The organism is Niabella agricola (assembly GCF_021538615.1).
In the GTDB taxonomy this organism is placed as follows: Bacteria; Bacteroidota; Bacteroidia; order Chitinophagales; family Chitinophagaceae; genus Niabella; species Niabella agricola.
The window spans coordinates 2,496,233-2,519,663 of sequence record NZ_JAJHIZ010000003.1; the positions used below are offsets into that span (position 1 = coordinate 2,496,233).

Consider the following 23,431-nt stretch of genomic DNA (forward strand, 5'->3'; position numbering starts at 1 on the left):
AGCTATCGTATCATATTCACCAGTTGAACAATAAGCACTTCTTCTATAAAAATCAGGAACATGGAAACCACTACAGAAACATTGGCGGATTTACCAACCCCCTCCGTACCCTGAGTGGCATGAAAGCCCTGATAGCAGCTGACAATACCAATCGTAAACCCATAAACCAGGGCTTTTACCAGCGAGGCAGCTAGATCCAGGAACGAAATATTCGTAAATGCATTCTGTATAAACGTATCCATACTTGTTTGCTCGTTGAGGTGAATATCCACAAAAGCACCAACGAGGGCGATGAGTCCGTTATAGCACATCAACAGCGGCAGACATACAGTGCAGGCCAACACCCGCGTCATTACCAGGTACCTGAAGGGGTTGATGGCTGAAACCTCCATTGCGTCGATCTGCTCGGTAACTTTCATAGAGGCCAGTTCGGCACCCATGCTCGACCCCACACGGCCGGCACAGATCAGCGCTGTTACCAGCGGGGCCAGCGCCCGTACGATGGCAATCGATATCAGCGAAGGGAGCCAGGAAGTAGCGCCGAATTCCGCCAGAGAAGGGCGTGACTGTTTGGTGAACACCAGCCCGGTGATAAAGCCGGTAAGACTGATCAGCGGCAGCGACTTGGAGCCGATATAAAAACACTGGCGGATGAATTCCCGGGTTTCAAACGGTGGGTGCAGCACTTCCCCGAAAAACCGGCTGATAAATCCGAAAATTTCGTAAACAGTAATAAAGAACCCATCAATGCGTTTCGAAATAACGGGTTTATCTGATTGTTCAATAGGCTCCATTATCAGGGTTTTAACTTAAAAAACAGCGGAAGATACCTTTTATTATTAAATACAATATAAGGTAAGAGCCGGGATCATCATCGTGCACCCCGCTAATCAACTACTATTTTAATAGTGAATTTAACATAACAGGCACCAAGAATAAAATTAATTCCCGGCTAATTTTTGCAGGTTTGTTAAAAGCACCAGTGGATTTTACTATTAACAAGATCGTTATTAGTAGCATACAAATCAAATAAAAATCAGAACTTTCTAAATTTTCCAGAAAGTTCCGGAAGGGTAGCCAGGGCAGGAATCGAACCTCTATCCAGAGTTTAGGAAACGCCTCTTCTATCCCCAGAACGTGCCATCCGTAAAGGCGGGGATAGAACTACCGGGCCAAAATGGTTTTTAAAACCCGGTGCCCAGCCGCGGCTTTAACATTTTTTCCTCCTCCCCTTTTTGAAACGTTTCATAATAATCAACCCTAAAAGGGGAAAATGACCGGATTGATTTCGTGATATCAGCATTGTGCTGCGCCAACCGGCACGCTCCAAAGCTGCTGTATGAGTAGGCGACCTCCTGTCTTCGCCGGCGTCCACTCAAACGGTACGATGCGATATTTTTCGATTGCGTTACCAAAGCCCAAACATTTGTAAAGAAAAAATGCTATCTTATATCTTAGCAAACAAATAAAGAATATACTTTATGACTACCCCGTCAAATGCAACTCCTTCTTTTGATTCTTCAAGACAAAGCGCCATCCGCTATGATACGTTTCTTGGCCCCATGTTCTTCGAACCCTATGCCATAGAGGTGGCGAAGCGTATCCCCTTTCCCACCGTTTCTGTTGCACTTGAGCTTGCCGCCGGTACGGGCCGTGTTACACGCCATATACGAAAGCAGATTCCGGATTCCGCCCGTCTCATCGCCTCAGATATTAATGAGGAGATGCTTACAGTCGCTAAGGAAAAATTAGGAAATCTGGATATTGAATGGCAAACTATAGATGCGCAACAGCTTCCCTTTAGCGACAGCAGTGTCGATTTGATTGTGTGTTGTTTCGGATACATGTTTGTTCCGGATAAGCCTAAAGCATTTGCAGAGGCATATCGTGTCTTAAGACAGGGAGGTCTGCTTTTGTTTACCACTTGGGATCAATTGGAGCATAATGCTGCGTCTTATATTTCCCGGATGGCAGCAAAGAAATATTGTGAAGAGATATTGGCTGAATCACATAACCTGGCCACTTCCATGAGTGATGAAGCCTGTATAAGACTGCTTTTGGAGCATGCAGGGTTTTTAAAAATAGCAATAGAAAAAGTACAAAAGAACTCCGTTTGCGCTACAGCAAGAGCGGCTGCGATCGGCCTTGTGCAAAATGGACCGCTTTTTGAAGCAATCAAAAAGCGGAACCCGGCATGGGTAGATGAGATCATAAATACAACGGAAGCCGAACTGTCTGAAAAATTTGGAGCTGCTCCGATGGTCGCCCCGATAAGTGCTGTAATCAGCCAGGCATGGAAATAATCTGGCTTAAATTTTCAGCCGGAATTCCGCCCTTTGCAATATCGGAATCCTGAGGAGTATGCGTCAACCGTATTTTGTATAACCCCTTCACCTTTATTCCTTTTCTAAATCACTTTCGGTAAACGTCCCCCTGCGGTGATGAAGTATTCCTGCAGTAGTGGCGTAGTATCACAATTGTGCTGACCGGAGCCTAGCTGGTTTCGCAGAATTCCTATCCTGGCAGCAGCAGGAATCCCCACAAATTGTTAAAGAATTTAAAAATTTATGTCAAGTATAGTTTACATATTGATAAGTTTACTTTACCTTTGAAAGACAATACCCAGCTTATGCATACAAAATTTTTATTGCCGCATCGTGCGCGTATATGGGGCTGGATGCTGGCCCTGCCCGCATTGCTACTGATGTTTTTTAACCTGCAAACAGGCTTCACCTTTTCGTTCTTGGATTATGCCGCGCGGGAGGTACAGCATATCGATTTTGACAATGGGCTTTTATATACTATCCAGTTTAACAACTTTACCGATGAGCTGGGCAGCATCTTGCTGATAACCGGCCTGCTGCTGGTGGCTTTTTCAAAGGAGAAGGATGAGGATGAGCGGATCACGCAGGTGCGACTGGAGTCGTTGCTATGGGCCACGCTGGTAAACGCGCTGCTTATCATCGGCTGCATTATACTGTTCTACAATCAGCTGTTCCTTAAAATAATGGCGTATAATATTTGCTCCACGCTTATTTTCTTTATTGTCCGCTTTAACCTGGTACTGTACCGGGAGCGAAGAAAAACAAATAAAGCAGATCTATGAAAAACACCATCCGTATAGAACGGGCTGTGCTCAACATCACACAGGCCGAGCTGGCTGAAAAAGTGCAGGTATCGCGGCAGACCATTAACGCCATCGAAAGCAATAAATACATTCCCTCCACCATTCTGGCATTGAAGATCGCAAGGGTCTTTCAAAAAAATGTAGAAGCAGTTTTTATACTGGAGCCGGAAGATTAAAAGCCTTTCGAAAAATCGAAAGGCTCAGTCCATAAATCAATTTGCAGATATACAGACCATTTAACGTAAAACAAATTAAAATCAAAAAAATGAAACATCGAAATTTAAAAATAGCAGGCATCCCACTGCTGGCCGCTGTTATCGCAGTTATCACCGGCGCAGCAGTTCTTTTTTCCTGTAAAAAGAGCATCGCTCCTTCAGCCGCGAAAAACGATATGACCGCAATTGAAAAGCTCACGGGCGGCCATTTATTAACAGGACCGGTAACGGTTGAAACCGGTAACGAAGGGCTTTTACTAAACGTGAACAACGGCGCTACGCAGATCCTCGTTTTGCGCACGGCCGGCAGTGCTCCGGCGCCATTGCATAATATGGCGGCGGCACAGGTGGTAGTATCCGCACACGGCGTTGCGGTAAAAGACCTGGCGAGCAACCAGGTATTTTTTCTTACCAATAATGATGGGCAAAGCATTGCCAATTTCAGTAAGGCGCAATCGCTGATAAAAACGCCTGCTTATAACGACCGTATCATAGGCACCACGGTTGTTCAAAGCAAAAAGAGCTAGTTAGCACCCTGCAAATTGATTGCCCCGGTTGTTCTCACAAGCCGGGGTTTTATTAATAAGGCGATATCAGGTTTAAGTCTAAAATTTGGAAGGAGGTAATAAATTTGCAACTTTACGGTGGTAATTGGGAAAAAGTGCAAAAAGCGGTCTTCGTCCAAATGCTTTGAAAAGTGAGACTTTTTTGACATACAGCTTTCTTAAACAATTGATTATAACAGAAAGTTTAAGTCCCGCCTGTCATAATACCCTTTTATTATTATTCCAGAATGAAATTCTGTTCCCCATTCGGGCTATCCTTATGATGATCCAAATACTCTTGAGCCATCTCATCCGTTATATTTCCCGTACTCCAGGCATCATAACCAATTCCCAAAAATGACCACCATAATAACGCCTGCGTAACTCCGAAAATTCATTCAATAGAAGTTTCGCACTCCGACCCTTTAAACGTCTCGCCAGATCGCTGATACTCAACTTCGGAGAACAATACGAATTAAATAAAAACCGGAACTTTCTAGATTTTTTTAGAAAGTTCCGGTCTGGTAGAGCGGACCGGAAAATTAGCGGACTTAATTGTTGGGGATTTTTTGAAGTTTTGTGCTTTGCCGGGCTGCCCGAATGACAACAGCGAGCGTAAATAATAATGATCTAATATTTCCCCAGCCAGGCTTTGATGTCTTTAAAATCCTTCAAAGCCATGTTTTCAGGACAAATTGATGCTATAGTAAGTTTTTATCTTTCAAATAATTTCAGGTATTCTTCAAATACGAAAACCCTGTTGCGCTTGAACCCTGTTTGTTCTTTAAGTATTTCAAGATTGTAAAAATCTTTAATCAATGTATTGGCAGTCTGCTTCGTTACATCAAGATTCGCCATTACATCTGAAACAGTCACAACGGGTTTGCTGTATAAATAGGTAAGCAATGCTTTAGCGTTGGGCAATCTTTTGCCTAATGATATAATGGTGCCTTTTTCAAGCTTATCTCGCAGCGCAATAATTTTAGCGAAAGTGTCTATTGCAATCTTTGCAGTTTCAATAATGCCAACTAAAAAGAACTTTAACCATTGTTCCATCTTGCTATTAATTGAAACAGCCATTAAATTATCATAGTAGTATTGTCTGTTTTTTTCAATAAAATCAGACAGGTATAGGGTTGGTTTGTACAATACTTTTTGTGTTATCAGATACAGTGTAATTAATAACCTGCCAATTCTGCCATTGCCATCGAGAAACGGATGGATTGCCTCGAATTGGTAATGTGCAATACCAATTCTGATTAAGTGTGGAACTTGTATATCTTCATTATTCAGAAACTTTTCCAGGTCACTAATACAATCCGGTACAAGGGTATGATGCGGTGGTACAAATACAGCGTCAGTAATTGTAGCGCCGCCAATCCAATTTTGGCTTGTACGAAACGCTCCAGGCAATTTATTCTTACCTCTTACTCCTTTTAATAGAACTTTATGGATTTCCTTGATTAGTCGGGAAGACAAAGGCAATTCTTCAACGTTCTTAATAGAATGATTCATTGCCTCAATATAATTCTGTACTTCTTGCCAATCATCTTTTAATTCAGGGCCGATATCTTTGCTTCCAGCACCGCCTCATCCATCCGGGTACGTGCCCCCTCAATACGGCTGGATTGAGTTGCTTCTTTCACGATGTGCATCCTGATAAAAACATCCACATCCGGTACAAAAGTAGAGAAAGCATTAAGCGCTCCCAGCCTTAGATTTGCTTCTTCCAAAAGGGTATTGATCTCCGGATTATTTATGACCCATTCATTGTTAATAGGATTAAGATTAAAACTTCTATATCCGTATTATTTTGTAAAAGTGCGTGCTTTATATCTTTAATATTCATATGGTCAGTAAAATTTACCAAAAGAACACTTAGTCAACGAATTTTAATTTTATTTGACTATGAAAAACAGTAGTCAAAGATGTAGTATTTCGTATAAAGCTGATAATCAGACAGGCAACTCATCACTACAATCGAATAGTGCATAAACAAATATTGTGCTGAGAGTCTTGTAAACCTTAAGTGTAAACCAAACGAATGAAAAAGTGAGCTAATAACCTCTCCCATATCATTTTATGTCTTTGTTGTAAAAAACAAGGGGCGTTTAATTGGCATAAAATCGAACTGCCAACAGCTCAACTATAATTTATTGACATTCCATTAGTTAGCAGTATAAAAAGACGAGAAACAGTTGGTATTGTTTTTCGTTAAGTAGCCCGGACAAGAATCGAACTTGTATCTAGAGTTTAGGAAACTCCTATTCTATCCATTGAACTACCGGGCCTGTTAACAGTTTTTCTAAAAGAACTACCGGACCATTCTTCAATCGGTCCGGGAGGGCTGCAAATATAGTAAAAGACGGCTATTACCGGAACACCGGACAAGAATTCCCGCGGATCCGCCGTCAATATAGAAAGGGCGGTAAATCCCTGTGAAGCCTGCAGGTTCAGGAATCCCATTTCCAGCCCCGCTATCCATACAGCTCAAAATGCACCGCTTTTTTATCAAATCCCATTTGTATAATCCGCTGACGGGCCTCGTCGATCATGTTTTTCCAGCCGCAAAGAAAAAAATTGGCATCCGCTTTTCCCGCAGCATGTTCCTCATAAATCGCATGCACATACCCTTTTTTTCCCTCCCACTCCTCGCGTGAAAGCGTAGGGATATAATGAAAATCTTCCAGGCCCAGGTTTTTCATCTCTTCATAATACAACAGATCCTGCCGGGTGCGGCAGCCATAAATAAGATAAATGTCCTTATGTGGAATGTTTTCGCGTACCAGCGTGTGCAACATGCTGCGAAAAGGGGCAATACCCGTACCGGTGCATACCAGGAACAGATCGTGCTGTAACTGCTCCTCCTTTAACGTAAACACACCCAGCGGGCCACGAAAGGTAACTTTACTGCCTACTTCCCAGTTTTCAAACATATACGGGGTGCCCAGGCCGTCCTCTACCAGTACAATCAGCAGCTCATATACCGCCGTTCCATCGGGAGCGCTGGCAATGGAGTAACTGCGCCAGCGTTTATTGGGCTTCTCATGAATGGGAAGATCCAGTGTCACAAACTGACCGGCCGTAAAATCGAAGTGATCGGTGGCATCTACCCGTATAAAATACCGCTTGGTATTATAGGTTTCATCGATTATGTCTACAACCGTTCCTGTAAGCCAAGTGAGGGACATACCGTTTTTCTTTGTAAGATAAAGGAAATTTCAGTAAAACCCCCGCCGGTAAACCACAACTTTGAATATCCTGGTTTTCAGCTCCTTGAACACGAGCCGGTGATTTTGGCAAGAAGGACATTGGGATTTTTTTTAAACTCGCCGTATCTTTGCGCCCCGATGCAAACGGAAGTGTTGAAGAATTTTTATAGTGATGACCCCCGCTGTTTACAACTAGCGAAGGACCTCTCCTTGCTTCAACCCGCGCAACTGGCGCTTTCCGGTGTGCATGGAAGTGCCTCCCAGTTTATTGTGGGCGCCTGTATGGCACAAACGCCGGCACTTAACCACCTAGTCATTCTCAATGAACCGGAAGACGCGGCTTATTTCCAGAACAGCCTGGAAAACATTACGGGCGCACTCGATATTTTTTACTTTCCGTCTTCCTTCAAAACCACGAAAAATTACCGGCTGCTCAATGCATCGCATGTAATGTTACGCACGGAAGCACTGACCAAACTGGCCGGCGGCGGAAATAAAAAGGTGTTGGTAACTTACGCCGACGCCATCTTTGAAAAAGTAGTGATATCCTCCACACTGGCTGAAAATATCATCCACCTGAAAACGGCTGACCCGCTGAACGTAGAGGAATTGCTGCTAAAGCTGGACCGGTATGGCTTTCAACGCAGTGATTTCGTATATGAACCAGGACAATTTGCCCTGCGCGGAGGAATCCTGGATATTTACTCCTATGGAAACGACAAACCCTACCGGATTGAATTGTTTGGAAATGATATAGACTCGATCCGCATCATTGACCCTGAAACTCAGCTGAGTGAGCGCAAATTACTACAGGTATCCATTATTCCGAATGTGGATACCCAGTTTGCCAAAGAGGAGCATGTATCCCTTTTTGATTTTTTACCGGAAAATACCGCGGTTTGGGTGCAGGACGCTTCTCTATGCAGGGAACGGTTAAAAGACAATGCCGCAGAACTGGCCCATTTCCTCGAACTGCAGGAAACGGGAAACGAGCGGCAGGAAGAGCTCCGGGAGGATAAGCTGATCAAAAAGAATGTCAGCAGCAGCGATTTTATAACAGCGCAGGATTTTGAAACCGCGCTGGCTGCAAGACCCGTGGTACACCTGGAGCAGCTGCCCGCATCGGTGACCCGGGAATACGCATTCAATACCCGGGAACAACCGGCCTTTAACCGGCAATTTGAGTTGCTGATCAAAGACCTGAAAGCACATGAAGCAAAAGGCTTTGCCCTGTATATTTTTTCGGAGAACCCCAAACAGCTGCAACGCCTGCAGTCGATTTTCGACGACCAGGATGCCAGCCTGGTGTTTAACCCCGTTTCTGCGGCCATCCACCTGGGCTTTACGGATGAAGATCTTAAGATTCTCTGCTATACGGACCACGAGATCTTCCAGCGCTATCATAAATATCGTGTCAAACAGGCCTATAATAAAAATAAGGCCATCACCCTGCGCACCTTAAGGGAACTGCAACCGGGCGACTTTGTTACACATATCGACCATGGTGTGGGTGTGTACAGCGGCTTGCAGAAGATGGATGTGAACGGGAAAACCCAGGAAGCCGTCCGCATTATTTATAAGGATAAAGATGTATTGTATGTCAACATCAATTCCCTGCATAAAATTTCCAAGTACACCGGCAAGGACGGCAGCGTGCCCAAGGTAAACAAGCTGGGCAGCGATGCCTGGACGCGGTTAAAGGAAAAAACCAAGGCCCGGGTAAAAGAGATCGCCTTCGACCTGATTAAGTTATATGCACAGCGCAAAGCGCAGAAGGGCTTTGCACATACGCCGGATAATTACCTGCAAACCGAACTGGAAGCTTCCTTTATTTACGAAGACACGCCCGACCAAAGCAAGGCTTCGGCGGATGTAAAGAAAGACATGGAATCGGAATCGCCCATGGACCGGCTGGTATGCGGTGACGTGGGCTTTGGAAAAACGGAGATCGCCATCCGCGCCGCTTTTAAGACCTGTGTAGACGGCAAGCAGGCCGCCGTACTGGTGCCTACAACCATCCTGGCCTTTCAGCATTATAAAACCTTTAGCGACCGGTTAAAAGAATTTCCGGTAACGGTGGATTACCTCAACCGGTTTAAATCGGCCAAAGAAAAAAAAGAAACCCTCAAAAAACTGGAAGAAGGCAAGATCGATATCCTGGTAGGTACCCACGGGCTGCTGGGAAAAGAGGTAAAGTTTAAAGACCTGGGTATACTGGTGATTGACGAGGAGCAAAAATTTGGCGTGGCCCATAAAGAAAAAATAAAAGTGTTGCGCAATACGGTGGATTGTTTAACCCTTACGGCAACACCCATTCCCCGGACTCTGCAGTTCTCCCTGATGGGTGCCCGGGATTTGAGTATTATCAATACACCGCCGCCCAACCGCCAGCCCATCCAAACCGAAGTGCTGGTATATAATGAAGATGCCATCCGCGACGCCATTTATTTTGAAACAGAGCGGGGCGGACAGGTTTTCTTTATCCACAACCGGGTGGCCGGACTGAGTGAAATGGCTACGTTGATCCAAGGCCTTTGTCCGGATCTTTCCATCAGCTATGCACATGGCCAGATGGAAGGCGCCAAACTCGAAGAAAAAATACTGGACTTTATTGATCACCGCTACGATGTGCTGGTATGTACCAATATCGTGGAAAGCGGTGTAGATATTCCGAATGTGAATACCATTATCATCAATAATGCCCATCATTTCGGGCTTAGCGACCTGCACCAGTTGCGGGGCCGCGTGGGCCGGAGCAATAAAAAAGCATTCTGTTATTTACTGGCACCGCCCATGAGCACCCTGCCCGCCGATTCGCGCAAACGCCTGCAAACCCTGGAGCAGCACAGTGAACTGGGCAGCGGCTTCCAGATCGCTATGCGCGACCTCGACATCCGCGGGGCGGGCAACCTGCTGGGCGGTGAGCAAAGCGGATTCATGGCCGAAATCGGTTTTGAAACCTATCAAAAGATTCTGGATGAAGCCATCCGCGAATTAAAACGTACCCAATTCAAAGAACTGTTTAAAGAAGAGATCAGCAAACAGGATGACTTTGTGAGCGATTGCACCATCGATACCGACCTGGAGATCCTGATCCCGGATGATTACGTGGAAAGCATCACCGAACGCCTTTCATTGTACCAGCGCCTGGACAACAGCGAATCGGAGACAGAACTGGCGGAAATGTATACTGAATTACAGGACCGTTTTGGGCCAGTTCCAGAGCCGGTAAATGACCTTTTCGAAACCATTAAATGCCGGAAACTGGCCGTAGACCTGGGCTTTGAGAAAATGACCCTTAAGAACGAAACTCTGCGTTGCCATTTCATCAACCGGCCGGATTCGCCTTATTTTGAAGCGGATGTTTTCCAGAAGATCATCCAGTATGTACAAACAGGTACCAATAAGGCCCGTTTAAAACAAACCGGGCGGCTGTTTTTGCTGGTAGCCGAACCCATCCCCTCCATGAAATCGCTCTATGATTTTCTGAAAGACATGCATACCTTTTGTTTGACGGCCGCGGCTGCTTATTGACCTTTCTTTATGTACCGGGCTGCAGGAGCTTCCTTCAACGATCTTGCGTCGCACAGTTATACTTCCTGTACGCTGTTCAACGGCCTATGTCCCGTTCCTTCGCTCTAAACCTTCCCGGGTGAAAAATAGCTTGCCATTATCTTGAGGTAACAGCAGACCGGCCTTTTCTTTCCGGAGCTCCGGTAAATCCCCGGGAAACGGATTTTATGAGATTGCACAAGGTTTACTACTTTTGATATTACCTCCAACTTATATCAATGGTTGAAATAAAAAATTTTAAGGATCTGGCTGAAGCAGAAAAACCCAGGCGTATTATGAAATACATTCTGGTATTTTGTACATCCGGACAACTTCACCTGAAGGTTGATGAAAAAGACTTCTCATTGAACAAAGGGGAAGTCATAACCATCACCTCGGGCCAGGTACACCAGTTCAGCCGGATACAGGAATGCTCCGGTTTTGTCCTTGAATTTACACTTGATTTTTTCTGCAAGGATGATAAAGATATTGAACTCATTTTCCATAATGGATTGTTCTGCCATTTCGCTATGAATGAGATCATTGCTGTTGATACGCCTGTTGTTGAAGAGCAATTAAACCACATACAGACTGAATTGGCGGCACAGCCGTATCAGTATTTCATTTCCATTCACAGCCGTATAAAACTGATATTGGTGGCCATCAACCGGGCAAAAGTGAATCGGGGCGATGAGATCTGGAAACCGGACGCCCTTTTCCTGAAGTTTTTAGAAGCTGTCAGAAATAATTTTGAACACAATTATCCCTTGTCACAGTTTGCGGAAATGCTGGGTACAACGGAAATCAAATTAAATGAACTGGCCAAACTGCATGCCGGCAAAACGGCACAACATGTGATCTATGGGCTTATTGCTTCGGAAGCAAAGCGGCTGCTGACCTACGAAAACTTATCCGTAAAAGAAGTTGCCTATAAGCTGGGATTCAATGATCCTTTCTATTTTTCGAACTTTTTCAAAAGGCATACAATGTATGCTCCCAAATTTTACCAGGAGAAGTACGCATTGTAAATATTACATGCTTTTCTGAACATTCTCTATTCCTTCCGGTCCTTTTTCAACGCATCTTTGCGTCTGGATTTATACAAACAGGAATGAAAAAGTATCAGGAAATCGCCGCCATTTTGCTCCGTCTGTGTTTAGCCGCAGGATTTTTATCCGCCGTAGCCAGCAGGCTTGGGTATTGGGGGCACCATTCATCGGGGTGGAGTAATTTTATAATCTATACAGAGCAGGTCAATTCATTTGTTCCCAAGCGTGCAGCCGGCCTCATTGCTGTTGTGAGCACCATAACTGAAACAACGCTGGGGCTGCTCCTAATTTTTGGGTATAAGACCCGGTATGCGGCAATTGCCACCGCGCTTTTAACACTTGCATTTGCAATAGCCATGTCTTGGTCATTTGGCATAAAAGAGGCATTGGATTACTCGGTATTTGCATTCAGCATGGGGGCATTTTTGCTGGCAACCCTACCACATCATAAATGGAGCATTGACCAATTATTAAAATAAATTTTAAATGAAAAGTACAAACATTTCCGATTACATTGTTAGGAACAGTAAGGAATGGCAGCCACTGATTGAAAAGGGCGTTCATTACCATGGTATTTCTGTTGTATCGCTGCATTATGATGAAACAAAACAACGGTCTACAACCATACTGCTTAAGTTTGATCCTGGTGCTGCATATCCCTACCACAATCATCCCGGAGGAGAAGAAATATATGTATTAAAGGGAGAAGTCATCCTGGAAGATACCACCCTGTATCAGGGCGATTATTTATACACACCTCCCGGCTTCAAACATTCCGTCACCACAAAAACGGGGTGTATCCTGCTGTTTATTATTCCCGAAGAAGTGGAACTTTTAAACTGAAGCCGCCAGCTTTCCAGGTTGCCGAAAGAGATACGAAAATCATACATCCGTCCGAAGGCACTGTGGGAGAAATAGCCCCTGGTGCTTTACCTTAATCTTTATATTCCGGAACTCCACGCCACAGGTCCGGTACTAGAGGGCAATAAGGCCGTTTGATCGCCTACCGAATGTACAAATCGTTTAAAATTACTATCAGGGATATGCGGTTCCTTTAATTGTGGAAGGGCCCATTATCGTAGTATCCGGATCATCGGATGGAATTTCCAGATTTTAATGCGCACCTGGAAGCCGGCGTCTGCACTGCCCGCAGATCACAGTTGTCTTAAAACCAGCCAGGAACATGCCGGCCCTATCCTGGTATTATCGGAATTGGCTGATCATTCAGTTCCTCCGGTGCAGGAAAAGTGGTGAACAGGTCTGGGTGCGCGCCATTTCACTGAAAACGCGGTTGGAAAAATCTTTAAAGTACATGACCGTCTTTTCACCGATGAAGCTTTAGCAACCCTTTCTCCCTGATGCGCAGCGCTTCAAATAATTTCCGGATCAGCAGTTCCGCATTTGACGCTGTCGTCGCTTCGATCTTACTGTTGCATATTGCCAGGGTTTTAATTGCTAAACTGATACGCCATTGCAAACTCTTTAGCAAAATCATTCAAACTGGTTCCGCTAACGGACAATTCTTTGTTTTTATTATAGTCTTCCATAAAGCTGCCGTCACGCAACGCAATACCGATTTCAACCATATACACGCTGGCCATCTGCTCCGAAAAGCCATTCTCCATCAACGCACCCAAAAGCTGTGCATCCGGAAACGCTACCCATTGTACATCCGGTTTGCCCACAGCCTGGCCCAGCAGCTGTGCAATTTCAAAACCGTTTTTTTCATCGCTGACGATGTATTGAATTTGTTTGCCGGTAATGAACCGCTCATCCAGCGCTTTGAATGCTGCTTCTGCAATATCCTTTGGATGTGTAAGCGGTAAGCGGACAAACCCTCCAAAATTATTCCCCAATATATTCTGGTGCTTCATCATCGGAATGGCTCCATAAAAATTAGTAAGGAACATGCCCGGGCGTAGGTGCAATACATGTACCTCCTTCAATTTGTTGAGTTGTTGTTCCACATAAAAATTAGAGCCGGTTGGACCTAAACCGGTTTCAAGATGTGCGCCGATACTACTCAGGTTAACGGCATACCGAACACCAGTTTCCGCCAGCGCCCGGGCATATTGTTCGCCCACCCTTTTGATGTACTGCTTCAGATCCGTTGCCTGGAAACTGGGCGGTATCATCAGGTATGCCGCTTCGCTTCCTTCAAATGCCTTTTTGATAAACCCATAATCTTCAACCGATCCGATCATCGGAACAGCTCCCAGTTGCTGAATCGTCTCCGCCCTTGCAGGGTCAGAGCTCACCACCGCCACTTCGTGTTTGGCTGCTACCAGTTTTTCAATGAGCACCCGGCTAATGTTTCCTAAAGATCCTGTTACTGTTACTTTCATTTTTTACTGTTTTAAATTGTTTGCACAAAAGTAGATTTATACTTACTTTTATGGAAGTACTTACCCAATAGTATGTATATATGACAGCGATAAAAGCAACTTCAGTAATACAGGAAAATAAGAGCAATGCCTTTGTTGCCTGCCCTGTAACCTTTGTAATGGAACGTATCGGCGGATACTGGAAGCCCATTATTTTATTTAATTTACTCACCGGCACCAAACGATACAGCGAACTGAAACGGTCGATTCCGTCCATCACGGAAAAAGTATTGATACAACACCTGAAACAGCTGGAAACAGACGGCCTGATCATAAGAACCTCAAAACCGGTGATACCACCCTATGTAACCTATGCACTTTCAAAACAGGGCAAAGCATTAAGACCGGTGTTGTACGCCATGGCGGAGTGGGCCGTAAGCAATGGCGGAAGACAATCGAAACAATTTCAAAAACAGATGGCGGACTTTCCCAAAGCCTAAACCGGCGCCCAAAAACGTTACGGCGCTTACTCTTCGGAGTCAAAATTGTGACAAGAAGCTGCGGCCGGAAGCCTCCGCACAACAACTCCGGACACGCTCAACAGGAGATACCCTAAATTGGGTATATCTGCACCATTACAATCATTTTTTGTTAGATTCGGTTAGCAGATCCGGCGTATCGTAATGATTTGCCTGTTTAAGCTGTTCTGTACCGGATCTGCGGCAATAATAGATCCCGGTTATTGAAAAATCTTTGCAACATGGATACTTCAATTCCCCGTATACCGCCTCCCGTTTATTTTCTTTTATCGCTGATTGCGATGCTCCTGCTGCATACATATTTGCCGGTCGCATACTGGTTACATGCACCCTGGAAATACCTGGGCATCATCATACTGGTGGGCGGCTTTGCGCTGAGCGCCGGAAGTGCGATTTTGTTCCGGAAGTCGGGCACCCATCTCCGGCCGGGCGCCCGCGCAACATTCGTTGTAATCCGGGGTCCGTTCCGGTATACCAGGAACCCGATGTATTCAGGTCTTGTTATCATGCTTATGGGTCTCGCCATTCTTTTAGGCACCGTTTCGCCGCTGTTTGTGATTCCGCTGTTTTTTCTCTTCCTGCATACGCAATTTGTACTCAGGGAGGAAAAATGGATGGAGCAATGGTTTGGCGAAACCTATTTGAAATATAAGAACAATACTCCCAGGTGGTTTATATAGTGGGCTGTATGATTTTTTAATTTTTCAGCTTTAAATAAAAACAATGAATCCGAATAAAGCTTTATGGGAAAAGGGCGATTTCACCCGCATTGCAGCAACCATGCGTAAAAGCGGGGAAGATCTGGCATCCAGGATGGGTGTTGCCAGGGGCATGAAGGTACTGGACCTGGGGGGCGGCGATGGCACCACGGCCATACCGCTGGCCAGGACGGGGGCCAATGTAACCGTTATTGATATTGCAGCCAACCTGGTTCAGGCCGGTAATACCCGCGCAAAAGAAGAAAGTCTTACAAACTGCGTGTTCCGGGAAGGAGATGCCACGGATTTAAGCGATGTGCCCGACGCTTCGTTTGATACCACCGTAAGCATATTCGGGGCTATGTTTGCCCCCAGGCCTTTTGAGGTAGCCAAAGAAATGGTACGCGTCACAAAACCCGGCGGAAAAATCATCATGGGCAATTGGATACCCGGAGACCCTACATTAGTGGCGCAACTGTTAAAAATCAGTTCGGCCTACACGCCGCCACCGCCGGAGGGCTTTATCAGCCCAGTGACCTGGGGCCTTGAGGATCACATTATCGATCGTTTTGGACAGGCAGGTATTCCCAGGCAACAAATCAGTTTCAGCAGGGAACCCTGGACTTTTAGCGCCCCCTTTAGTCCCATTGAATTTGTTGCGGTGTTCCGGGATTTTTATGGCCCCACGATGAATGCCTTTGAAGCAGCGGAAAAAAGCAACCGGTCTGCGGAACTGCAGCGGGAACTGGAGGAGCTGTTTACCGCTCAAAACAAAAGCGGAACGTCAGATCAAACGGCAATCACCGCTACCTATCTGCTGGTAACGGTAAAGCGCTGATACCGCAGCCCCACCGGTAAGCAGCAGCTATAGTTCCTTAATCTTTATATTCCGGAATGCCACACCGCTGGCCCAGTCCTGCAGGGCAATATGGCCGCTGGTATGCTTCCCGAATTCGGGGAAATTTTTAAAATGGGTACGTTTGACGGAATCCTGCCAGGAAGGAGTCGTAAAATCTTCCTGCACGGTTAATACCCCGTTCAGATAAAATTCTACTTTCCCATTTACCTGTTTAATACGGGACTGGTTCCATGCACCCGCCGGCCGGGCTACCGCAGGATTCTTTTGTGCATCCAGTGCAAAAAGGGCCCCGGCTTTTTTAACCGGATGGGCATTGTCTGCATGTGCAGGGTCCAGCAGTTGATACTCGGGACCGGAAGCCCAGGCGGTGGTCAGATCCGGGCGCTCCTGCACATTGATAAATACCCCGCTGTTCCCGTTTTTTGACAGTTTCCATTCAAACTGCAAATCGAAATTGGTATAGGCTTTATCAGATACCAGGTCGTTGACTTCTGTTTTATTAACCGTATCCACGGCCAGTGCTCCATCCCTGGCGATCCAGCCCGCGGTGGTGTTCTTTTTGTTATACAGATGCCAGCCGGCGGCAGAAGTTCCGTCAAACAGCAAGGTCCAGCCCTGTGCTTTTTCTTCCTTTGTTAACCGGTTATCCGTTTGGGTATCTGTACAGGCAGCCGTCAGCAGGAGTATACCGCAAAACAGAAACAGGCAGGGAGTTATATGTTGGGGCATAATCATTCGTTTTATTGAGCGTGATACTTGATTTTCGGATGCAACAATCCTGTTTTTAGCAGGGAGTAGCTGTTCTGCGTTCCTCCGGGCCCTGCCGCAAGAAGCAGCAACCATCACCTATGGAGCAACGCAACTAATTGCCGGTGATACCTAGTGTTCCGGATAGGCATCTCCCTTATGACAGGTATTACAGGTAACGGTATTTAAATAGGCCGGGTGGATCACCGAATCGGTACGAAAATAATTTTTATTGATGTCAATTGTCATCCGCAGCATGTTCCGGGCCACCTCTTTGGCGGGGTTTTCGTCCGAAGCAAAATCCAGCCGGTCCGAATCCTTTCTTTTAGCATGGCAAAAATTGCATTTTACTCCCAATGCCTTATTATAAGATTCCATAATGCTATCCAGGCGCTCATGCGTAATATCCTGGGGCAGCACTTTCAGGTTATGCGGCGGGCGGTACAACGAATACGAGGAGCCTGCCATAATTATTAAAAGAATCAACGTAAATGCGATGGAGATCTTTTTATATCTCATAAAAAATAAGTTTTTACAAATAAATGACAACTTCCCGCAATTTAGGAAAAATCAACAGAAACAAGGGTTTGAGTGCAGCTGCAGGCATAAACAGCCGTTCGTTACTGGTATAAGAATCGTTCCAATCCCCCAGAATGATTAACTTTGCAGCCTATTTTTAAGATCATGTCCGAAGTTTTAACTCCCGCCTTAACAGCCAAGGATTTTGCAACCGACCAGGAAGTACGCTGGTGTCCAGGCTGTGGCGATTATTCTATATTAGCACAGGTGCAACGTGTAATGCCGGGTTTGGGTATTCCCAAAGAAAATATTGTGTTCATCTCCGGTATCGGGTGCAGCAGCCGTTTTCCCTATTATATGAACACATATGGCATGCACTCGATCCATGGCCGCGCCACAGCTATTGCATCCGGGCTTAAAGCTGCACGCCCGGAACTCAGTATCTGGATTGTTACCGGCGATGGAGACGGCCTCAGCATCGGCGGTAACCATACCATCCATTTGTTACGGAGAAATTTCGACGTAAATGTATTGCTGTTCAACAACCAGATCTATGGATTGACCAAGGGACAGTACTCTCCTACCTCAGAAGAAAACAAGATTACCAAATCGACACCCTTTGGCAGCATCGATCATCCGTTTAATCCCCTGGCCCTGGCCTTGGGAGCCGACGCCAGTTTTGTAGCACGTACCATGGACCGTGATCCCAAACACCTGCAGGCCATGCTGATACGCACGCACCAGCATAAAGGTGCTTCCTTCCTGGAAATTTACCAGAACTGTAATATCTTCAACGACGGTGCTTTTGAAGTGTTTACAGAAAAAGGTTCCAAGGCAGAAGAAACCATCTTTGTAGAGCATGGAAAACCCCTGGTCTTTGGTGCAGAAGGAAAAAAAGGAATCCGGCTGGATGGGTTTAAACCACAGGTGGTTACCCTGGGTGAAGAATACAGCGCAGATGATTTGTGGATACACGACGAAAAAGACATTTTTAAAGCACAACTGCTCACCCGTATTTTCGACAACCCGGCACTGGAAGGGCACCTGCCCCGGCCATTTGGCGTGTTCTATGAAACAGATCGGCCCTGTTATGAAGAAATGATGGCCCTGCAGCTGGAAGATGCCAAAGCACGCAAGGCACCCGACCTGGATGCACTGTTGCGCGGCAGGGAAGTTTGGACAATACAGTAATATTTTTTTTATGAACCAGGCTTCAGCACTACTATTGAACCCGGTTGTGTCACTCCCTTCAGCGTCTGGCAATCCTGTTGAGCAGCAATAAACGGATCTGAAACATATACCATGGACCCTGTAAAAGACTACCTTACCATTAATAAAGCGTCCTGGAATAATAAGGTCCGGTTTCACCTGGAATCGGATTTTTATGATGTGAACGGCTTTATAAACGGTGCCTCATCTCTTAATAATATTGAGCTGAACCTCCTGGGCGATGTGGCCGGCAAACGCATCCTGCACCTGCAATGCCATTTTGGGCAAGACTCCATTTCGCTGGCCCGCATGGGTGCACAGGTTACGGGTATTGATCTTTCCGACAAAGCCATCGAGGCGGCCAATGACCTGGCAGCAAAAACCCATACAAAAGCAGAAGCCCGTTTTATCTGCTGTGATCTTTATGACCTTCCCCATCACCTGAACGAAACATTTGATATTGTTTTTACCAGCTATGGCACCATTGGTTGGCTACCCGATCTGGACCGATGGGCTTCCGTTATTGCAACATTTCTCAAACCCGGAGGCATATTTGTGTTTGCTGAATTTCACCCGGTAGTATGGATGTTTGACGACGAGTTCGACAAAATAGGTTACAGCTATTTTAATACCGGCCCTATTGCCGAAACGGATACCGGCACTTATGCCGACCGGAATGCGGATCTGTACCAGGAGTATATAATGTGGAACCATGGTACAGCCGAAGTACTGGGCAGCCTCATCCGGCATGGGCTTAAGCTTACTTCATTTGAGGAATTTGATTACTCGCCCTACAACTGCTTCCGGCACGCCGTGGAAGTGGCCCCCAAAAAATTCTGCATCCAACACCTGGGAAATAAAATCCCCATGGTATTTGCATTAACGGCGGTCCGAACAGCTAAAAGCGCTTAGCTGTCAGCTGCTCATAACTCCATTTATTCAGACGGCCTCCCCAAATATTCTATATTTTATATTTTCTACCGGGAACCTGTCCGATATTTGCAGTATAATTCAATTATGCTTATTTCCATCCATCCCAAAGACCCCCAGCCCCGCCTGATCAAACAGGTAGCCGATACCCTGCGAGAGGGGGGCATCATCGTTTATCCTACCGATACCATCTACGGGCTGGGCTGCGACATCTTTCAGACCAAGGCCATAGAGCGGATTGCCTGGATTAAAAAAATTGACCCCAAGAAGGCGCAATTCTCTTTTGTTTGTGCAGACCTGAGCCATCTCAGTGATTTTGCCAAACAGATCTCCAACAGCACATTCCGCCTGCTGAAGGAATACCTGCCGGGCCCCTATACCTTTATCCTGGAAGCCAGCAAACAGGTACCCAAGATCCTGCATAGCAAAAAAAACACCGTGGGTATCCGGGTACCGGACAATAAAATTACCCAGGCACTGATTCGCGAATTGGGGCATCCCATTTTAAGCACCACCCTTCCCGGTGAGCAGGTGGAAGAATATACGGATCCGGAGGTGATCCATGAGCATTACCAGAACCTGGTGGATATCGTGATTGATGGCGGCATCGGCGGCATGGTTCCTTCAACCATTATCGATTGTACCGGCACGGAAAATGTACTGGTGCGGAAAGGACTGGGCGCCTGGGAGGAAGATTAAATGAGAGCTGTAAAATAAGTAACCCTAAATAAAAAACACAAACCGGCAGACTATTCATAATAACTAATGTATCGCTTCCTTTCTTGTCCGGTTAAACACCCAGAAAATAATGGGAAAGATCAGCAGCGTTAATACCGTTGCGGTGATCAGTCCGCCAATGATCACGATGGCCAGTGGTTTTTGTGATTCGGAACCAATACCTGTGGAAAGCGCTGCCGGCAGTAAACCGATTGAGGCCATCAGCGCCGTCATCACCACGGGTCTTGTGCGCGCCTTCACCCCCTGCAGGATGGCATAGCTCAGCGGCATATTCAGTTTAATATTATTGTGGAATTCGGAAATCAGGATCACCCCGTTCTGGATACAGATACCAAACAATGCAATAAAACCTACACCGGCAGAAATTCCAAAATTCATATGCGTAAGATGCAGCGCAATGATTCCCCCGATCAATGCGAACGGAACATTGGCCAGTACCAGGAGTGAGTCTTTCATATTCCCAAAAAGAATGAACAGTAAAAAGAAGATCATGATAATGCTTACCGGCACTACCTGCCCCAGGCGATGCGAGGCGCGTACCTGGTTTTCAAACTGTCCCGTCCAGCCGATGCTATACCCATCCGGCAACGCAATACCGGCCACTCTTTTTTGTGCGTCGGCAATGGTGCTGCCCAGGTCCCGGTCGCGGATGGAGAATTTAACCCCGATGTAGCGTTTGATATTGTCCCGATAAATGAATGCGGCTCCGTTATCCCTTAAAATATCACAGATCTCTTTTAAAGGGATCTTGGTTCCATCCTGGCTGGGCACCATCAACCGGGCAATATCTTCCTCGTCCTTACGATATTCCGAAGCATAGCGCAGACGAATGTCAAATTTCCGTTCTCCCTCGTACATTTCAGAAGCCGTTTTGCCACCAAACGCCATTTCCAGTACGGCCTGCGCATCGGCTGGCTGTACGCCATAAGCCGCCATCTTATTACGATCGAGCACCACACTTACTTCAGGCTGACCGATATTTTTAATGATTCCCGGCTCCTTTACGCCCGGCACCGTTTTGACTTGTTCCAGCACCTGTCCGGCAAGCCCGTCCAGGGTTTTCAGATCATCGCCATAAATCTTAATGCCGTTTTCAGCTTTAAAACCGGCCACAGCTTCTGCCACATTATCGGAAATCGGCTGGGAATAATTAAATGTAATGCCCTGGAATTTCTTTAGTTTTCGGTCCATTTCTTCTATCAGCTGATCCACTGTTATTTTCCGTTTCCATTCATCCCGGGGTTTGAGGTTTACAGCAAATTGCACAAATCCAAAACCATTCGGATCCGTTCCATCATTGCTTCGACCCGTTTGGGAAAGCACACCAGTCACTTCCGGAAAACTGCGGATCACATTTTTTAGCTCATCTGTTGTTTTCATCGATTCCCTTAGTGAAGTACTCATGGGCATTTCTGCCGTCACCCATAACGAACCTTCATTTAATTGAGGAAGAAATTCGGTTCCCAGGAATTTCCCCGAGAAAAGGGTCATGACCAGGAAGGCCAGCGCCACAATTAGACTCAGACGCTTATTGCGGAATGTTGCCCGGAAACCCTTTTCAACAATACGGTCCCAAAAGCTCACAAAAACATTATGCCGCTCCTTCACATTTTTATTCAGTAAAATATGCGAGAGCACCGGCACCAGGGTCAGTGTAAACAACAGAGCCCCTGTTAATGCAAAACCAAGAGTATAAGCCAGCGGCGAGAACATTTTTCCTTCCACTTTCTGAAAAGAAAAGATGGGAAGTAGAGAAGTAATGATGATCAGCTTTGAGAAAAAGATCGCCTTACCTAACCCGGCTCCAGTTTGTCGGATCCAGCCGGCTTTTGCCAGCTTATTGAATTTCTCCATGCCATATTTCCGGGCTTTATGATCGAGCATCACAAACACACCTTCCACCATTACCACAGCCCCATCAATGATGATCCCAAAATCAACCGCCCCCAGCGACAGCAGGTTGGCGCTCATACCTGCCATCTTTAAACAAAGAAAGGCAAAAAGCAGCGACAGCGGAATGATAATGGACACGATCAGTGTAGTGCGCCAGTCGGCCATAAACAGAAAAACGATTACCGTAACAAATATGATCCCCTCCACCAGGTTATGCAGTACTGTATGCGTGGTAAAATCCATAAGATGATCCCGGTCATAAAATGTAACCAGTTTTACATCCTTCGGAAGTGTTTTTGTATTGAGCTCATTGATCTTTGCTTTTACGCCGTCCAGCACCTCTCTTGGATTTTCTCCTTTGCGCATCACCACGATTCCCTGTACAACGTCCGATGCACTATCCAGCCCTGCCTGCCCCACACGTGGCAGCGAACTCTCGCGCACTTCGGCAATATTTTTAACCAGGATGGGGTTGCCGTTATCCGTCTGGATCGTAACATTTCCGATTTCGTCCGGGGTTTTCAGCAGCCCGATACCACGCACCACATAGGATTGCCCGTTCTTCTCGATCACATCGCCTCCTACGTTCAGGTTGCTCTTTGCTACTGCATCATATACCTGCAACGGGGTTAGGTTATACTTATCCAGTTTCCTGGGATCAATGCTTAGCTCAAATACTTTATCCTGCCCTCCAAATACGTTAATATCTGCCACGCCCGGTACGCCCCGCAGGGCACGGTCTACCACCCAGGTTTGCAGGGTCAGCAGATCACGTGAATCTCTTTTAGAACTTTTTAAAATATAGCGGAAAATTTCCCCGGTAGGTCCATAGGGCGGTTGTACTTCCGGCTCCGCTCCTTCCGGCAGGCTCACGGTGCGCAACTGGTTATTGACCTGGTTGCGGGCGATCATGTCTTCTACGCCATCATCGAAAATTATTTTTACAATAGACAATCCGAACATGGTGGTGCTCCGCACGCTGGCCTTTTTCTGCACCGGGCTCATGGCCAGTTCAATGGGTGTGGTTACAAAGCGCTCTACTTCTTCTGCACTTCTCCCGTTCCATTGGGTAATGATCACGATCTGGGTATTGGTCACATCCGGAAAGGCTTCAATGGGCATATTCTTAAAACTGATCAGCCCCGCAATGGCCAGGATGCCCACCCATACAAATGTAAAAACCTTATTCTTCAAAGAGAATGTAATAATACCCTTTATAAACCTGTTCATGCCTTCCCGTATTTATTCAGTCATTCAATAGTGTTCCTGTTGCCC

General features: G+C 46.1%; 23 protein-coding genes and 1 tRNA gene. 14 read left to right on the forward strand and 10 right to left on the reverse strand.

Going from position 1 to position 23,431, the window contains the following annotated elements; genetic code table 11:
• Positions 1 to 2: 2 nt before the first annotated feature.
• Positions 3 to 794, reverse strand: a complete 792-nt coding sequence (locus tag LL912_RS15875; RefSeq protein WP_235554562.1) for an MlaE family ABC transporter permease — start codon at positions 792 to 794, stop codon at positions 3 to 5.
• Positions 795 to 1,562: 768 nt separating this feature from the next.
• On the opposite strand from LL912_RS15875, the gene LL912_RS15880 reads away from it, so the two are divergent.
• From LL912_RS15880 to LL912_RS15895, 4 genes are all read left to right on the forward strand, one after another.
• A complete protein-coding gene (locus LL912_RS15880; protein ID WP_235554563.1) occupies positions 1,563 to 2,303 on the forward strand; it encodes a class I SAM-dependent methyltransferase in 741 nt (246 codons plus the stop codon).
• 326 nt (positions 2,304 to 2,629) lie between these two features.
• Complete coding sequence (locus LL912_RS15885) at positions 2,630 to 3,106, forward strand: hypothetical protein (protein ID WP_235554564.1); 477 nt, start codon at positions 2,630 to 2,632, stop codon at positions 3,104 to 3,106.
• Positions 3,103 to 3,303 carry a helix-turn-helix transcriptional regulator gene (locus LL912_RS15890; protein ID WP_235554565.1) on the forward strand — a complete coding sequence of 67 codons (201 nt, stop codon included), beginning with the start codon at positions 3,103 to 3,105 and terminating at the stop codon, positions 3,301 to 3,303. The genes LL912_RS15885 and LL912_RS15890 overlap by 4 nt, the downstream gene beginning before the upstream one ends.
• 89 nt (positions 3,304 to 3,392) lie before the next feature.
• On the forward strand, positions 3,393 to 3,869 hold the full coding sequence (locus LL912_RS15895; protein WP_235554566.1) for a hypothetical protein: 477 nt from the start codon (positions 3,393 to 3,395) through the stop codon (positions 3,867 to 3,869).
• 333 nt (positions 3,870 to 4,202) lie between these two features.
• Here the strand turns inward: LL912_RS15895 and LL912_RS26260 are convergent, their stop codons facing one another.
• From LL912_RS26260 to LL912_RS15915, 5 genes are all read right to left on the reverse strand, one after another.
• On the reverse strand, positions 4,203 to 4,343 hold the full coding sequence (locus LL912_RS26260; RefSeq protein ID WP_406603612.1) for a transposase: 141 nt from the start codon (positions 4,341 to 4,343) through the stop codon (positions 4,203 to 4,205).
• A gap of 258 nt (positions 4,344 to 4,601) precedes the next feature.
• Positions 4,602 to 5,402, reverse strand: a complete 801-nt coding sequence (locus LL912_RS15900; protein ID WP_235554567.1) for a Fic family protein — start codon at positions 5,400 to 5,402, stop codon at positions 4,602 to 4,604.
• Positions 5,403 to 5,440: 38 nt separating this feature from the next.
• Complete coding sequence (locus LL912_RS15905; protein ID WP_235554568.1) at positions 5,441 to 5,620, reverse strand: Fic/DOC family N-terminal domain-containing protein; 180 nt, start codon at positions 5,618 to 5,620, stop codon at positions 5,441 to 5,443.
• Positions 5,621 to 6,106: 486 nt separating this feature from the next.
• Positions 6,107 to 6,178: transfer RNA gene (locus LL912_RS15910), tRNA-Arg, on the reverse strand.
• Positions 6,179 to 6,364: 186 nt separating this feature from the next.
• Positions 6,365 to 7,078 carry a ferredoxin--NADP reductase gene (locus LL912_RS15915; protein WP_235554569.1) on the reverse strand — a complete coding sequence of 238 codons (714 nt, stop codon included), beginning with the start codon at positions 7,076 to 7,078 and terminating at the stop codon, positions 6,365 to 6,367.
• Positions 7,079 to 7,249: 171 nt separating this feature from the next.
• Between LL912_RS15915 and mfd the strand changes: the two genes are divergently transcribed.
• From mfd to LL912_RS15935, 4 genes are all read left to right on the forward strand, one after another.
• On the forward strand, positions 7,250 to 10,633 hold the full coding sequence (gene mfd, locus LL912_RS15920; RefSeq protein ID WP_235554570.1) for a transcription-repair coupling factor: 3,384 nt from the start codon (positions 7,250 to 7,252) through the stop codon (positions 10,631 to 10,633).
• A 314-nt stretch (positions 10,634 to 10,947) separates the two neighbouring features.
• A complete protein-coding gene (locus tag LL912_RS15925; protein ID WP_235554571.1) occupies positions 10,948 to 11,679 on the forward strand; it encodes an AraC family transcriptional regulator in 732 nt (243 codons plus the stop codon).
• A gap of 83 nt (positions 11,680 to 11,762) precedes the next feature.
• Positions 11,763 to 12,179, forward strand: coding sequence for a DoxX family protein (locus tag LL912_RS15930; RefSeq protein WP_235554572.1), 417 nt, complete (start codon positions 11,763 to 11,765; stop codon positions 12,177 to 12,179).
• Between the two features lie 7 nt (positions 12,180 to 12,186).
• Positions 12,187 to 12,543, forward strand: a complete 357-nt coding sequence (locus tag LL912_RS15935) for a cupin domain-containing protein (RefSeq protein WP_235554573.1) — start codon at positions 12,187 to 12,189, stop codon at positions 12,541 to 12,543.
• A gap of 605 nt (positions 12,544 to 13,148) precedes the next feature.
• Here LL912_RS15935 and LL912_RS15940 read toward each other — a convergent pair.
• Positions 13,149 to 14,045 (reverse strand): NmrA family NAD(P)-binding protein, encoded by an 897-nt coding sequence (locus tag LL912_RS15940; protein WP_235554574.1) that lies wholly within the window; start codon positions 14,043 to 14,045, stop codon positions 13,149 to 13,151.
• Positions 14,046 to 14,125: 80 nt separating this feature from the next.
• Between LL912_RS15940 and LL912_RS15945 the strand changes: the two genes are divergently transcribed.
• The 3 genes from LL912_RS15945 (at position 14,126) to LL912_RS15955 (ending at position 16,099) form a co-directional block, all read left to right on the forward strand.
• On the forward strand, positions 14,126 to 14,524 hold the full coding sequence (locus LL912_RS15945) for a winged helix-turn-helix transcriptional regulator (protein ID WP_235554575.1): 399 nt from the start codon (positions 14,126 to 14,128) through the stop codon (positions 14,522 to 14,524).
• 260 nt (positions 14,525 to 14,784) lie between these two features.
• On the forward strand, positions 14,785 to 15,243 hold the full coding sequence (locus LL912_RS15950) for a methyltransferase family protein (RefSeq protein WP_235554576.1): 459 nt from the start codon (positions 14,785 to 14,787) through the stop codon (positions 15,241 to 15,243).
• Between the two features lie 43 nt (positions 15,244 to 15,286).
• Positions 15,287 to 16,099 (forward strand): class I SAM-dependent methyltransferase, encoded by an 813-nt coding sequence (locus tag LL912_RS15955; protein WP_235554577.1) that lies wholly within the window; start codon positions 15,287 to 15,289, stop codon positions 16,097 to 16,099.
• 27 nt (positions 16,100 to 16,126) lie between these two features.
• On the opposite strand, the gene LL912_RS15960 is transcribed toward LL912_RS15955, so the two are convergent.
• Both LL912_RS15960 and LL912_RS15965 read right to left on the reverse strand, forming a co-directional pair.
• A complete protein-coding gene (locus LL912_RS15960) occupies positions 16,127 to 16,849 on the reverse strand; it encodes a 3-keto-disaccharide hydrolase (RefSeq protein ID WP_235554578.1) in 723 nt (240 codons plus the stop codon).
• Positions 16,850 to 16,999: 150 nt separating this feature from the next.
• Positions 17,000 to 17,386 (reverse strand): c-type cytochrome, encoded by a 387-nt coding sequence (locus tag LL912_RS15965; protein WP_235554579.1) that lies wholly within the window; start codon positions 17,384 to 17,386, stop codon positions 17,000 to 17,002.
• Positions 17,387 to 17,551: 165 nt separating this feature from the next.
• Here LL912_RS15965 and LL912_RS15970 point away from each other — a divergent pair, with 165 nt between their 5' ends.
• The 3 genes from LL912_RS15970 to LL912_RS15980 all read left to right on the forward strand — a co-directional run bounded on the left by LL912_RS15970 (position 17,552) and on the right by LL912_RS15980 (position 20,224).
• On the forward strand, positions 17,552 to 18,577 hold the full coding sequence (locus LL912_RS15970; protein WP_235554580.1) for a 2-oxoacid:ferredoxin oxidoreductase subunit beta: 1,026 nt from the start codon (positions 17,552 to 17,554) through the stop codon (positions 18,575 to 18,577).
• Positions 18,578 to 18,688: 111 nt separating this feature from the next.
• On the forward strand, positions 18,689 to 19,507 hold the full coding sequence (locus LL912_RS15975) for a class I SAM-dependent methyltransferase (RefSeq protein WP_235554581.1): 819 nt from the start codon (positions 18,689 to 18,691) through the stop codon (positions 19,505 to 19,507).
• A 105-nt stretch (positions 19,508 to 19,612) separates the two neighbouring features.
• Positions 19,613 to 20,224, forward strand: a complete 612-nt coding sequence (locus LL912_RS15980; RefSeq protein ID WP_235554582.1) for an L-threonylcarbamoyladenylate synthase — start codon at positions 19,613 to 19,615, stop codon at positions 20,222 to 20,224.
• A 63-nt stretch (positions 20,225 to 20,287) separates the two neighbouring features.
• Here LL912_RS15980 and LL912_RS15985 read toward each other — a convergent pair whose 3' ends face one another.
• Positions 20,288 to 23,386, reverse strand: a complete 3,099-nt coding sequence (locus LL912_RS15985) for an efflux RND transporter permease subunit (RefSeq protein ID WP_235554583.1) — start codon at positions 23,384 to 23,386, stop codon at positions 20,288 to 20,290.
• Between the last annotated feature and the right edge of the window lie 45 nt (positions 23,387 to 23,431).